The organism is Paenibacillus sp. FSL R5-0378 (assembly GCF_038009285.1).
Lineage (GTDB): Bacteria > Bacillota > Bacilli > Paenibacillales > Paenibacillaceae > Paenibacillus_AQ > Paenibacillus_AQ favisporus.
Map to the genome: position 1 here is coordinate 4,642,908 of NZ_JBBPAY010000001.1, position 13,762 is coordinate 4,656,669.

9 protein-coding genes, 1 pseudogene and 1 other annotated feature are annotated in these 13,762 nt (G+C 44.7%); of the genes and pseudogenes, 2 read left to right on the forward strand and 8 right to left on the reverse strand.

Annotated features, from left to right (window positions below; genetic code table 11):
* Window positions 1-83: 83 nt before the first annotated feature.
* Window positions 84-318, reverse strand: a binding site (T-box leader).
* Window positions 319-404: 86 nt separating this feature from the next.
* The 6 genes from MKY74_RS21510 to MKY74_RS21535 form a co-directional block, all read right to left on the reverse strand.
* Complete coding sequence (locus MKY74_RS21510) at window positions 405-1,139, reverse strand: response regulator transcription factor (RefSeq protein WP_076165176.1); 735 nt, start codon at window positions 1,137-1,139, stop codon at window positions 405-407.
* Between the two features lie 66 nt (window positions 1,140-1,205).
* Complete coding sequence (gene cydC, locus MKY74_RS21515) at window positions 1,206-2,936, reverse strand: thiol reductant ABC exporter subunit CydC (RefSeq protein ID WP_076165174.1); 1,731 nt, start codon at window positions 2,934-2,936, stop codon at window positions 1,206-1,208.
* Window positions 2,933-4,675: a thiol reductant ABC exporter subunit CydD gene (gene cydD / locus MKY74_RS21520; protein WP_144025377.1), complete on the reverse strand. Its 1,743-nt coding sequence runs from the start codon at window positions 4,673-4,675 to the stop codon at window positions 2,933-2,935. The genes cydC and cydD overlap by 4 nt, the downstream gene beginning before the upstream one ends.
* A gap of 101 nt (window positions 4,676-4,776) precedes the next feature.
* Window positions 4,777-5,793: a cytochrome d ubiquinol oxidase subunit II gene (locus MKY74_RS21525; protein ID WP_076165170.1), complete on the reverse strand. Its 1,017-nt coding sequence runs from the start codon at window positions 5,791-5,793 to the stop codon at window positions 4,777-4,779.
* Window positions 5,790-7,154 carry a cytochrome ubiquinol oxidase subunit I gene (locus tag MKY74_RS21530; RefSeq protein ID WP_076165168.1) on the reverse strand — a complete coding sequence of 455 codons (1,365 nt, stop codon included), beginning with the start codon at window positions 7,152-7,154 and terminating at the stop codon, window positions 5,790-5,792. Before MKY74_RS21530 ends, MKY74_RS21525 begins: the two co-directional genes overlap by 4 nt.
* Window positions 7,155-7,533: 379 nt before the next feature.
* A complete protein-coding gene (locus tag MKY74_RS21535) occupies window positions 7,534-8,133 on the reverse strand; it encodes a TetR/AcrR family transcriptional regulator (protein ID WP_076165166.1) in 600 nt (199 codons plus the stop codon).
* Window positions 8,134-8,354: 221 nt separating this feature from the next.
* On the opposite strand from MKY74_RS21535, the pseudogene gap reads away from it, so the two are divergent.
* Together gap and MKY74_RS21545 are read left to right on the forward strand one after the other, a co-directional pair.
* Window positions 8,355-9,364: pseudogene (gap, locus tag MKY74_RS21540) on the forward strand (type I glyceraldehyde-3-phosphate dehydrogenase).
* Window positions 9,365-9,591: 227 nt separating this feature from the next.
* Window positions 9,592-10,572: an NAD-dependent epimerase/dehydratase family protein gene (locus MKY74_RS21545; RefSeq protein WP_076165164.1), complete on the forward strand. Its 981-nt coding sequence runs from the start codon at window positions 9,592-9,594 to the stop codon at window positions 10,570-10,572.
* Between the two features lie 218 nt (window positions 10,573-10,790).
* Here MKY74_RS21545 and MKY74_RS21550 read toward each other — a convergent pair whose 3' ends face one another.
* Together MKY74_RS21550 and MKY74_RS21555 are read right to left on the reverse strand one after the other, a co-directional pair.
* Window positions 10,791-12,350: a heparinase II/III domain-containing protein gene (locus tag MKY74_RS21550; protein WP_076165162.1), complete on the reverse strand. Its 1,560-nt coding sequence runs from the start codon at window positions 12,348-12,350 to the stop codon at window positions 10,791-10,793.
* 415 nt (window positions 12,351-12,765) lie between these two features.
* The gene (locus MKY74_RS21555) at window positions 12,766-13,677 is read right to left on the reverse strand and encodes an AraC family transcriptional regulator (RefSeq protein ID WP_076165159.1); all 912 of its coding nucleotides are present in this window, start codon (window positions 13,675-13,677) and stop codon (window positions 12,766-12,768) included.
* Window positions 13,678-13,762 lie beyond the last annotated feature (85 nt).

Genomic DNA, 13,762 nt, shown 5'->3' on the forward strand with positions numbered 1-13,762 from the left:
TACGTACTGTAACATCAATTTACTCATTCGATAACCCTCCAATTTAATTATTATTTTATGAAGACGCAAAAAAACCCCATCCCATTAGGGACGGAGTTGCTCCGCGTTACCACCCTGATTGACGTTTATAATAAACGCCCTCTTTAGCCATCGTCCAACAACGATGCTTCTTTGTAACGGTAGAATCCCGGGCCCATCTACTATAGTTCGGAGGCCAGCTCTGAGGTGATTTTTGATTCGGATATCCGCTGCCTCGCACCAACCGGCAGTTCTCTGAACGGCGTTTCCTGATCTACTTGTCCTCTTCATCGCATTTGGTAATTAATAATTAAGTTAACCATACATGTTCTTGTCTTTTTCGGCAAACATTTTTTATGCATTTTTTATATTTGATATCCCAAAAATTAAATTTTTTTGAACATATACCCATGTCCCCATAATGTCTGAATCCATCCATTTCCTTCCGGGTAATAGGAGAATAGCTTATCACGCAGGCGTTTAATGTGGGTATCTACTGTACGCCGGTCGTAAATCTCTCTGTGCGATGACTTCCAAATTTCAGTATGCAATACTTCACGAGAATAAACTTTTTCTTGATGTGTGATCAGGAAATAGAGCAGATCATATTCTTTCGGAGTCAGATGGACCTCATTTTGTTTCACCATAACACGGCGTGCTGAAGGATAAAGCACAATTTCACCAATCTTAAAACCGTTATTTAGCAAATCACCGGTTTCAGAAACATAGGGACTGGGAGAATATACACGGGTTATCATGTTTTGGATACGCAGCACAATTTCCCTCGGGCTAAATGGCTTGATGACGTAATCGTCTGCTCCGGCTTCAAAACCTTCAATGCGGTCCTTTTCTTCCGATCGCCCAGATAACAACAGAATCGGAATATCAGGTTGTGTTTGTTTCATACACTTGCAAATCTCGATCCCATTCATGTCAGGCAGTAACCAATCCAGCACGATCAAATCATAATTTGCGTGGTTCTCACCATATCTTTCGATGGCTTGTGTACCATTCGATGCTTCTTCGACTATGAATCCTTCGAACTCCAAATACATTCGTAGAATGTTGCGAATGCGTGTCTCGTCATCAACCAGTAAAACTCTTCTATGGTTTGTTATCATTTTTAATCGCCCTCCTACGCCTGAGTGAACGGAATCAACCAGTTAGCTTACAGGAGCTCAAGCGGTTTAAACCCCAGATTCACCAATCATCTGTAGTTCAATCTGTTTTAACTTATAAAAGTATCCCTTCTGTTCCATCAATTCCTTAAATGAACCGATCTCCACAATTTCGCCCTGCTCCATGACGACAATCTGATCCATCTTCTCTAAACCGGTGAGGCGATGACAAATGAGAAGAAGTGTATCTCCGCTCGCTTGCTCGTACAATTGCTTTAGAACGCGTTGCTCGGTTACATAGTCCAGAGAAGACGTTGGTTCGTCCAGCAACCACAGATGTCTTTTGCGCAGCATGGCTCGTGCTAAGGCAAGACGCTGTTTTTCTCCATCGGATAAGTTTTCACCTTTCTCATAGACCACCTGGTTTAGCAAAACATTTGGTAATTGGGCTTTAGCAAGTACCTCCATTAGCTCCTCGTCAGAATGTTCATCTGCATTCTCCAGCAGATTTTCACGAAGCGTCCCTTTGAAAAAATGGCTTTGTTGCAACACTACATTTGTCAATTCCCAGATGTTTTCCTCATCCAATTCGTTAATCAAGACTTTGTTTATGCGTATATTCCCCGATGTTGTTGTTCGCAGTTTGAGCAACAACTCGATTAATGTAGATTTTCCTGACCCGCTCGGCCCAACAATCGCTGTTTTAGAACCTGCAGCAAGTTGCAGTGAGAAATTCAATAGTGCTGGCCGCCACTCCCCCTCATATTGAAAAGTAACATTGCTTATTTCAATGGATACAGGTAAATCGGTTGGCAAAGACTCAGACTTACTTGATCGTAATGTTGCAGCTTGAGATGGTATTGTTTCCGTCAGCCGATTGGCTGCATGTTCGCTATCTTGCTTATATGCAGGTAATACGGCCAAAGGAGCTGCCTCTTCGAAAACGGTTTGCGTGGCCATGACCAGCATGGCAAGAAATACGCCAGCAAGTCTTCCGTCCAGAATCAAATAGGCACTGAGCGTCAGCACACCCCAAGCAACAAAAAATGTAACAAAAACTTGCATGGATTGTCCCCGTAACAATTGGACAGCAGCTCGTTGCTGTTCAGCTGCCAATGAAGCTGAATAGCGCTGAAGCTGCTCCTCACGCTGTGCCAACTGCCCATAAATCTTTAAATCACGAAATCCATACAGTGTTTCTGTGATTTCCGTGGACAGTTTCGACCGCTGCTCGCGGACGCGCTCATGAATTTTTCGCTGTCCCAACAGAACGATTCCAGGCACGACCAGTGAAGTCATCAGCATTCCCAATACCAGCAAACCAGCAATCCAGAAGGAATAGGAAGCTGTAAAAAGCACCGTTGCCAAAAACACCATCATTACAACAAGCGGCGGATATGCAACGCGCAGAAAGTAGTGTTGTAAACTTTCTACATCTCCAACGATCCGTGCAAGTAAGTCCCCACTTCGATTTTTATTCAGTATTCCAGGTGTCAAAGGGACGAGCTTAGCAAAAAAGGAAGTTCGCAAACGGCTGAGGATGGAGAACGTCGCCCGGTGGGTATACAATCGTTCTCCATAACGGCTCACCGACCGGAGAAAACCAAGAAATTTCACAAGAGAGGTAAGGATAATCAATGTATAGAGCGGTGGCGCAAATACCGTTTGAGAAATCAGATACCCGCTTACGGAAAAGAGAGCTACACCGGCTATTCCAGCAATAAACCCTCCTATTATCGAAAAGATAATATCCTTCCGCTCTTGAAACATCGCTTTCGATAACATAGCCAGCTCACTCATGCTAATTCTCCTTTTTGTTGAACAGCGACCATTTCAGCATATTGGGGCAAGCGTTTCAGAAGTTCCTCGTGACACCCTGAATCCACGATCGATCCATGGTCTACAAACAAAATGTTGGTGGCGTGTTGAATCGTATATAAACGATGTGCCACAGTAATCATGGTAGACGTTTTCGACAATGTGGAAATGGAACGTTGCAGTATGCTTTCGGTGCGCAAATCGAGCCCTACTGTAGGCTCATCGAACAATATGATGGAAGGTCGCTTCAAAAATGCGCGTGCCAGGGCAAGACGTTGCTTTTCGCCACCCGATAGCCCACGTCCGCCTTCGCCAACGAATGTATCAAACCCCTTATCCAATTGTGCTGCAACCGCTGTAAGTCCGGCTTCCTCTGCGGCCTTCTCGATTTCTGCCCTAGAAACGTCCCTACCTGCACCGATCGCAATATTTTCTGCGAATGTACCAGCAAAAATGTAAGGGTGCTGTGTGATGTAGCTAACATGTTTAAACCATTCTTCTTCATGATCATGAGAGAGTGGGTTTCCATTAACCAGAATGACCCCCGAATCCGGTTTCAGCAAACCGGCAATAAGATGAAGAAGTGTCGTTTTACCGGCTCCACTCTTACCAACAATGGCAATGTTGTCCCCCGGTTTAATAAACACACTTCCCGAGTGGAATTCAAATGAATCAGTAGCATACTGAAATCGTACATTTTTTAATTCTATCGAAGGGGGTACCGGAAGTGTCTTTGCATGGGACAACTGAAAATTTGGCATCCGATCGTTACTATCGCTTACATGCGCTTCTACCCTATTCTTCTCAAGCATACTCTCAACCTTACGGATCGCTCCCATGCTTGTCCGCCCGCTATGGAAAGCGGTGCCTGTATTTTTTAAGAGATTATAAAATTCTGGAACGAGTAACAGAACGAGTAAAGCCGTGTGAAACGCCATTGATTTGAAAACAACCAACTGAATGGCCAACTCAAGGGCGACAATACCGATACTAAGCATCACAATGGATTCCAACATGAACGTATTCATGAATGCGATTTTCAAAATATCCATGGTTGTGTCACGATAGTTGAGACTACTGCGCTCTATCTCCTGTTGCTGACGCTGAGTTCGCCCGAATATTTTCAATGTAACCAACCCTTGAAGGGAATCCAAAAACGTACCGGAAAAGTTGGCCAGCTGCGCATATTTTTCTTCCGATTTATTTTTCGTCTTTAGCCCCACCAGGATCATGAATATCGGAATAAACGGAGCCGTAAACATCATGATCCAACCTGAGTTGGCATGTTGAGTAAATGTAACGATCAGGACCAAAATGGGAATGATCATGGCTTCCACCATTTTCGGGATGTACTGACTGAAATAACTATCCGCCTCATCTACTGCATCCAATGCTACGCTGACCCTCTCTCCCGTCTGTCCCTGAAGACTTAAACCCATGGAAACACGGGTCAAGTTTTGCAAAACAGATTCACGCATGTTGGTCTTTGCAGAGGCAGCCATATGAAGACCAATTCTCCCATTGACAAATGATAACAATGTTCGTAATGCCATCATCGCCAAAAGCATGCCAAGGATCATAGCCACGGATGAGAAAGAGGCTTTTTCCACGAAGATACGCTGAATGGCTTCTGCAAGCAACGCAGCCTGACCAACAATGGCTGTACCAAGTGCAAAGGATATGATGCCAAGAAGAACAACATATTTTCGTTGTGCAGACATGTGTTGAGCAATGAAGTTTTTATTTCTCTTCACGTAAAAACTCTCCTCCTTCCGGAAAGTGGCCTTGAGGGAATATTCCCGTAAGAAACAATGTACTATTTCTATTTGTTTCCTTTCACATAATCCGCATCAAACAGAAAAAGCCTGAAGACCAAGATCAATGAAGGAACTAAGAGACACATACCACCGATAAACGCCACAACCAGTGCGAATCCCATAGACGAAGAGGTGACACTGCTTTGAATGGTGATGTATGGATCAAGAATGTAAGGATATTGCCCAATGCCGTAAGCAAAAAAAGCACTGAAGAATTGCAGCATGATGCATATAAACGCCATCCCGTAACGGTATCCTCGGTATAATAACCACATGGCAATCATGAAAAAGGCAACGGAGAGCGCGAGCAGCCACCATAAATCCATCATATTTTGGAAATGCCGCTCATTGTGCTGACCTAAAAAAATAAATGCTGTCAGTGCGATAACGATTGTAGGCGTGCTCCAAAAAAGCGCATAGGTTCGCATCAATTTCAATGCAGCATGATCTTCAGCGCGCGAAGCGTAAAAAGCGAGAAAAGCAGCGCTAATGAATAAAACAGATACGATAGCCAGTCCAACGATGCTCCAAGACAGTGGACTGCTCAATAGTGCCCAGTAATCCAACGAGGCCGTCTCTCCTTGTTTCAAGATAAATCCGCCTTCGGATAATGTCAGCGCCACTGACAAGGAAGCAGGAATAAGCACTCCGGTTGCTCCATACAGAAACAGATAAACCATATTATGTTTGGAGCCATAATTTTCAAATGCATAGAATGAACCGCGTATAGCGAGCAAAATGACCGCAAGACTTCCTGGGACAAGCATGGCTGATCCATAATAATAGGAGGTTTCCGGGAAAAAGCCGATGATGCCAATGTAGAAAAAAACGAAAAATACATTCGTGATTTCCCAAACTGGCGATAAGTAACGAGAAATCAGTTTATTGATGACATGATCCTGTTTGGTTAAACGAGCATAAAAGGCAAAGAAACCTGCGCCAAAATCAATGGAAGCGATGATGATATATCCGTACAAAAACAACCAGAGCACGGAAATTCCAATCAATTCGTAATTCATCATGTGTGCTCACCCTTCAATGTTGATTTGTCGCTTGCACGCTGCGTCCACGTCTCCATCTCAACTTCAGCCGGATTGTTATAGAACATGCGACGAAGCACAAGAACACTAACGGTTCCCAATACGATGTATAGTAGAAGGAAAAAGAAAAAAAGGATCCTGACGCTTGGGGATGTCGTAGCCGCTTCCTCTACACGCATATATCCTCGGATAATCCAAGGCTGCCTGCCGAGTTCTGCGTAAAACCACCCCAGTTCAACTCCTAAAAAAGCAAGTGGTGCTCCTAATGCAATCATTCGCAGTATCCACTTGTTGAGTTCGTTACGCTTTTTCCAAAATACAAATAGGAAATACAGAAAGGAAATGCCTAAGAATAAAAATCCAATGGTTGCCATTAAATCGAAAAAATAATGAACCACGAGTGATGGTTGTTCATCGATAGGAAACTCATTAAGACCCGTTACTTCCGCATTGAAATCTCCAAAAGCCAAGAAACTCAGAAATTTGGGAAGGTGGAGTGCTCCTATAATTTCATGCTCAGCATTAAGCCATCCTAAAAATATCAAATCTGCGCCGCTTTCCGTTTCAAAATGCCATTCGGCAGCCGCAAGTTTTTCAGGTTGATGTTCGGCCAAAAACTTAGCGGATACGTCTCCGGCTAATGTGTTTACTAAACTGAACAACAAAACGACAGCCATCATCAGTTTTAAGGCTTTTTTGTGGTATACTGAAACCCCTTTTCGAAGTATTGCAAATGCTGCAACACCTGCCAGCAGAGCAGCTCCTGTTAAATAGGCCGAACTTAATACATGAAACACTTTGGAGAATGTTGCCGTACTCAGCATGGCTTGAACGGGGTCAACGGCTGTGAATTGTCCTCCTTCGAACGTAAATCCCCCTGGTTGATTCATAAATCCGTTAACTGTCGTGATAAATACTGCTGACATCCCTGCACCGACGACAACAGGAATCGTTAGTAACCAATGCATCATCGGGTTTTTAAATCGTTCCCACGTGTACAGATATATCCCAAGGAAAATGGCTTCAAAAAAGAAGGCGAACACTTCCATAAACAACGGAAGCGCAATAACATTTCCCGCAAGTTTCATGAAATTGGGCCATACCAAGGAGAGTTGTAACGAAATTGCTGTTCCTGTGACTACGCCTACTGCAACAGAGATAACGAACCCTCGTGACCACCTCTTTGCCATTAGAATATAATGAAGATCTTTCTTACGAATACCGATAAACTCGGCGAGTGAAATCATTAATGGAATACCCACGCCAAGTGTCGCGAAAATAGCGTGGAATCCTAGTGTCATTCCAGTCACGAGTTTACTCCATAGCACCGTATCGATTCCCATATTAACTTCCTCCCTTCCACGCTGTTCCTGTACACAAAATAAAAAATGAAAACATCAGGTTTAGACGTAAAACCTTACGACCTACGGGGGCTAACTTATGCTCTGCTCCTTCGTGAATAAAAAGAGAACTTTTTCACATAGTAAGTTGGCATTTCCCCAAATGTGTGAGAAATGCAGTTGAAAGATTACAAAACCTGATATTTAAAATTTATTATATATTCGACGTTTAGCCTTGCAATCGTGGTCACACCTTCTCCTCTAAACGTTCAAGTAAAAATCAATTCTTTCTTACAACTCCGTGAAAAATACAAAAACCACCCGTTTGGGCTATTGCATAAGACAGCTGCCCAATTCCCTTCCGATGTGCCAGTACACCAGATTAACAGGTCTTTAGGCAGCATTGCTGCAAATAGGATGAGAAGATTTGTGTATTCATTAGCATGTGCTTGTTATCCCCATCCAACTTGCTGAGTAAAATCCCTCCTTCCAACAAGGAAAATGTAAATGATGCTAGCGCATCCACATCCAGATCCTCCCTAAACTCCCCAGCTTGAATGCCGTCCCGAATAATACTTTTCATCATATCCAAGAAGGTATGCATCCCTTGCCTTGCCTGACCACAAAGCTCCGAATGAGTATCGTCACTTTCTACAGCTGTATTCTGCATGGGACATCCGCCAATAAATGGCGGATCGTCGACGACATTCTCATAGACACGAAAAAAAGCAACCAACTTTCCTGACGCAGACTGCTCTTGATCGACCGCTTCAGAAAATTTACTGGCGACCATACTGGCAGCATAATTGTAGGCTTCAAGCGCGATCTCGTCTTTACTGGCAAAATGTCGATAGATGCCCCCCTTCTTAATTCTTGTGTCGGCAATAATATCGTTTAGCGATGTACCGGCATATCCTCTCTGGTTAAAAATTTCAGCCGATTTCATAATGATGTGTTCCCTTGTTCTGTCCCCTTTTTTCATGAGCTCCTCCGTATGAACCGTATTTTATTTCATTTGTTTTAAACGAATTACCCAATTCGTCCTTGCAATTCACTCATATCATGCTAATATAAAAAATACCGATCGGTCTCTTTTCGCATTATACAGTAAGCCATTCCAGAATGAAATAGCGCTGGGTCATTTTTATTCCATTGCAGGCATCGGCTTGTTGGAATAAATAAAACTTATAGGGGGATTTTTCAGTGACTGTAAAAGTAGGTATAAACGGTTTTGGACGAATCGGACGACTCGCTTTTCGCCGAATTCAAGATGTGGAAGGCGTCGAGGTTGTAGCAATTAACGACCTTACGAACGCTAAAATGTTAGCACATCTGCTCAGATATGATACGACGCAAGGCACTTTTCACGGTGACATTGAAGTCCATGACGGAACCTTCAAAGTAAACGGCAAAGAGGTTAAGGTTTTGCTAAGCGGAATCCTGAAGATCTTCCTTGGGGTGAGCTTGGCGTTGATATTGTTCTCGAATGTACAGGCTTCTTCACCACAAAAGAAAAAGCCGAGCTTCACCTGAAAGGCGGAGCGAAGAAAGTCGTCATTTCCGCCCCTGCTACAGGCGACATGAAGACGATCGTATACAACGTGAACCATGACACCCTGGACGGAACGGAAACCGTCATTTCCGGCGCTTCCTGCACAACCAACTGCCTGGCCCCTATGGCTAAAGCTCTGCACGACAAGTTCGGTATCCAATCCGGGCTGATGACGACCATTCACGCATACACGGGTAACCAGAACACGCTTGACGCTCCGGATCCAAAAGGCGATTTCCGAGCTGCTCGCGCCTCAGCGGAGAACATCGTTCCCTACTCCACCGGTGCTGCAAGAGCCATTGGCCTGGTTCTTCCAGAACTGAAGGGCAAACTGGATGGGGCATCTCAACGTGTACCTGTACCAACAGGTTCCGTGACTGAACTCGTTGCCGTTTTGAATACCAAGGTAACGGTTGAGCAAGTTAACGATGCGATGAAAGAAGCTTCCGATCCAGAAACTTTCGGTTACACGGAAGACGAAATTGTATCTTCCGATATCAAAGGCATCACATTCGGTTCGCTCTTCGACGCCACGCAGACGAATGTTCTGACCGTCGGTGACCAGCAATTGGTGAAAACCGTAGCTTGGTACGATAACGAAATGTCTTATACAGCCCAATTGGTTCGTACGCTGGAGCACTTCGCTAAGATCGCTAGATAAATATTCAAAAGATGGAGAGAAGGAAAATTCTATGAAGGATGCACCCCACAATACGATGATGCCGATTCGGTGATAGCGCTCTGCGAAGGCTGGGACGCTGCATCCCTGCTTCACGTTACAGATCGCTGCGCAAGGTGGAACCTCCCACTTCTGCGGTTCTTGAGCAAATCCGCGGCGGCGCCATGCGGTCTCTCCTGAATTCCGAACCGAAAGGATGATCACTCACAATGAAAATTCTCGTCACGGGAGGCACCGGCTTGCTCGGCAGCCGCATGATCCCGAAGCTCGTGGAGGATGGTCACCAAATATTCGCCCTCACACGCTCTGTATCATCTCACGCCATACTCAAGGCCATGGGTGCGACGCCTGTCGATGCCGATCTCGAAAGCAGCACGCCAATCGTGTTACCGATGATCGATGCGGTTGTGCATGCTGCCGCCCTTTTCCGCTTTTCAGGGCCTCGCGAACCCTTCTTCCGTACCAACATCGATGGCACCGCAGCCTTGCTGAGGGCAGCCGAGTCTGCCTGTGCGAAGACATTCGTCTACATCAGCGCGGCGGGGATCCACATGGATAACGGCGGTACGCTCATCCGCGACGCCGATGAAAGCGCGCCGACTTTCCCGAACCACTTCTCCGCCTACCTGGCGAGCAAGGCACGGGCCGACTCATTGGTTCTGGCAGCCAACAAACCCGGCTTTCGCACGATCGCGCTTCGCCCACCGGCTATCTGGGGGCCTGGTGATCCGTTTAGCCGAGCACTTCCCGAAGCAGTCGGATCTGGACAGTTCGCGTTCATCGACCGCGGCGATTACCCTTTTTCAACCTGCCATGTGGACAATGTGATTGAAGCCATACAATGCGCTCTTGAACGCGGGGAAGGCGGCCATGCCTTCTTCATCAAAGACCAGGAAGGGCAGACTTTCCGTGAGTTCGTCGCCTCGCTTGCGAACTTGCAGGGCCTGTCCATCGATAAGGTGCGTTCGATGCCCTACTGGCTCGTCTCTGCCATTGGCCGGCTGTTCGACACGATCTGGGCCGTCACGCGGAAAAACGGCGATCCGCCGATCTCACGCTCGATGATACGCATGATTGGGCGTGAGTTCACCGTCAACGATACCGCTGCACGTCGAGAGTTGGGCTTTGTCGGAAGAACTTTGCGCGATGCTGGCTTGCAAAGCTATGAGGAACCATCTGCTCGACGATAGGGTTTTGGAGGGCAAACGACGGCAATCGATGGTATGTTGTTCTCTGGACTGGCTCTTTTGGCCAATTTGGTAGGCAGCGTCTGACGAAGATGAGCACTACAGGATCATCAAAAAGCCTTTTAGCGCAATAAAAAATGGAGCAGTCGCCGACGAGGATATGCTCCTCTATTGTTTAACTAAAGTCTCCGTTCCCTGCTCATCATTTTAGCATAACGCCACTATCTGCTTATCCTGATTACACACTCACCCTGAGCGGCAGGTATAATGGCTGTAAGCTTCATCCGATACAAGGTATCTCCCCATATCTCTCTCATAATTTCGTCCTCGAGTAATATTTTTTCTACTGAGTACGCATACATTTCGCTGTCATATTGTATTTTTACCCTATTGTGATTTTTATCTTGAAGGATAATATTCCCATTTTCTTGGGTTTGAGGAGGGTGAGGCGTTATTAGAATCTGTGTGATATCATCCGTCACTTGATTTAGAAGAAAATTATCACTGATTTTAATATTCGGGGACAAATCACGATAAACTGATCGTATCCAGCTTCTTATTCCGGCGAATTCGGGGTAGGCTCCCGCGATATTCATGGATAACGATGTAACTTTATCATTCAGGGTATACTCGACTTCATCGGCCCTAAATTGTCTTCCGTCCTGTTGCTGAACGCCATTTACTATAGGGAGATTGTGATATCCGGATTGCATCGTCCATAGGGTATACCGCTCCGAGAAAAACGATTTAGATGTATAGGTCATTATTCCGGGATCAATTATCATCGGGGAGCCATTACAATATACAATGAATTGTCCGATGTCATTGTGATTATGGCTTTCACCGTTATGACCGCCCTTGGCAGCTAGGAATAGCCCTTTGGACGAACCCTCCTGCTCTCGTGCCACCATGATTTGAATGCTGTCAAACCATGCATCTCGAATATAAGGAGATTTTCCGGAATATTGCTCTACTTCCGTATAATTAAATAAAGCCGGCAAAAGGCGAAACATGGATGAAAACTCTAAGCGGGTCCCTTCTTCCCGCTTCATTCTCTGGACCCTTGCTCCAAGCTCACACAACCTCGAATCTCCAATACGGCGTCCATATCGATATGTAAGTTCCGCGGGGATATGGACTTGTGCCTGGCTGTCAGCGAAGTTGACAAAATACGAGTCATCGATAAAAGCTTTGTAAATATAACATCCAATGTGCCTAATTAGAGGTTCTTGGAATACATCAATTTTACCGCCGGAAACGCCGTGAAGCAGTTCCAGACTATCAAAAATCGTTCCTCCGGCATACATCCAATACTTCGGACCTTCCTCACAACCGCCGTCTGAAGGGAGTCTATGTAGATACATATCTAAGCTTCTCATCGCCTTGACCACCGCTGCTTCCCGTCGATTGGGGTCGTCTTCCAACAACAAAAACGCAGCTAAGCAGTTTGAATTGCACCATGAATTCCAGTTGTTCAGCATCTTCTCCTGATTGAAACCCATCCACCAAAAATCATTCCGCTGTAAATAAGGATCAAGAATCCTCCTTTTCACCTCGTGCTGTATACGCTCGCTTACCATAATGCTTATTCCATCCAATTTGGTTTTCAGCAGATAATAATTCCATGCAAGCAGCGCGGCCGTCTCGGCAGAGAATAATTCAATGATCTGATCCGATATGTCTGGAAGTGGATCCTGCCTCTTCATCATATAACCGTGGCCAGGGATCCCCCAGAATGTTTCTTCACATATACACCATATTTCGTTTATGATATCATCCATGAAGCGTCCCTGATTTTTTCAAAACATTCGGCGATGACTAAAGAAGCCAGCACCTCTCTTCTTTTCCACGAAGCATTGTCAAAATCGACCCGATTACCCGTTCTGCTATAATCCATATATTGAGTGGCAGTTATAGTAGGCCATGTATAATGAAGCTTACTTGTGGCTTCATTGATCCAATAAGACCTAAGATTCAATGGTAGCTGGTTCCATTGATTTCGGTCTTCAATTGTAGGAAACGGTCGGTAATTATCCCGGTTAAGCAAACACTTTCCAAGATTGTCATTAATAAATCGCTCAGCCAACATGAACGTCAACCTCTCCCCAATATATCAATGATGAAAGCCTTTTACATTAGCCCAATGAAGAATACTTGTTATACAACAACTTATAATATATTTAACCAACTGATCTTTTAACTAGTAGACAAATTAGTTGTGGACTGCATTCGTAAAATATCGGTAGACGGAGGACAACCAAATAATCGGGCATATTCGCGACTGAATTGAGAAGGACTTTCGTAGCCGACATGAAATGCGACATCTGCGACGTTGTATTTATCAGTTATTAAAAGTCGCCGCCCTTCTTGTAATCGCAGCTGTTTCTGATATTGAACGGGTGTCATCGCAGTGACTTGCTTGAAATGCCGATACAGAGATGAAGTACTCATATTGGCGATCTGCGCTAATTCATTAATGCGTAAAGGTTTGTCAAAGTTTGTTTTAATCCGTTCTACGACCTCTGCAATCGTTGCAAAATGACTCCCAGATGTAGCAATTTGCTTGAAAACATCCCCCTCCTTTTCAGTAAGTAACCTATATATGATTTCCTTAATGATTAATGGTGCTAGCGCTAAAATATCTTTTGGGGTATCCAATAGTCTTACTAGCCGAATAACTGCATCAAGAAGATTAATGTTCATTTTACCAACAAATAAACTTTTCGGATAATGCTCTATGCTTTCTGGAAACAGATGGGTCTCCTTCATGATTTCAAAAATCTCTCCTGCATCAAGATCAAGCCTGATTGACAAAAATGGAGCTTCCGGTGAAGGTTTGATCACCTGTCCCGATATGGGCACGTCTAAAGACACAGCTAAATAATCGCTAACCCCGTATTTGTAACTTTCATTGCCCAGAATGATTATTTTTTCACCTTGGGCCACAATGCATAAGGAGGGCTTTTGAATCCTACATATTGGGACCATTGCTTTGGAGTCTTGGATGAGATGGAGTGAAGGAATTAGGGTTTTATGGTCCCCATCTTTTCCGGTGAACTTTTTGATGAGTCCCGCTAACTCTTGTTGTTGCAAAGCGATTTCGGTCACACGGAGCACCTCTGCTCTAATATGATGTCTCTCATGCTTTTAAATATAAAGTAAAGCATTGTGTTTGTTAATAGTATGACAAGAA

Excerpts from the sequence above, each read along its gene's own strand:
- MKY74_RS21510 (WP_076165176.1), bottom strand. The coding sequence starts at position 1,139 with ATGATAACAAACCATAGAAGAGTTTTACTGGTTGATGACGAGACACGC.
- cydC (WP_076165174.1), bottom strand. The coding sequence starts at position 2,936 with ATGAGTGAGCTGGCTATGTTATCGAAAGCGATGTTTCAAGAGCGGAAG.
- cydD (WP_144025377.1), bottom strand. The coding sequence starts at position 4,675 with ATGTCTGCACAACGAAAATATGTTGTTCTTCTTGGCATCATATCCTTT.
- MKY74_RS21525 (WP_076165170.1), bottom strand. The coding sequence starts at position 5,793 with ATGATGAATTACGAATTGATTGGAATTTCCGTGCTCTGGTTGTTTTTG.
- MKY74_RS21530 (WP_076165168.1), bottom strand. The coding sequence starts at position 7,154 with ATGGGAATCGATACGGTGCTATGGAGTAAACTCGTGACTGGAATGACA.
- MKY74_RS21535 (WP_076165166.1), bottom strand. The coding sequence starts at position 8,133 with ATGAAAAAAGGGGACAGAACAAGGGAACACATCATTATGAAATCGGCT.
- MKY74_RS21545 (WP_076165164.1), top strand. The coding sequence starts at position 9,592 with ATGAAAATTCTCGTCACGGGAGGCACCGGCTTGCTCGGCAGCCGCATG.
- MKY74_RS21550 (WP_076165162.1), bottom strand. The coding sequence starts at position 12,350 with ATGGATGATATCATAAACGAAATATGGTGTATATGTGAAGAAACATTC.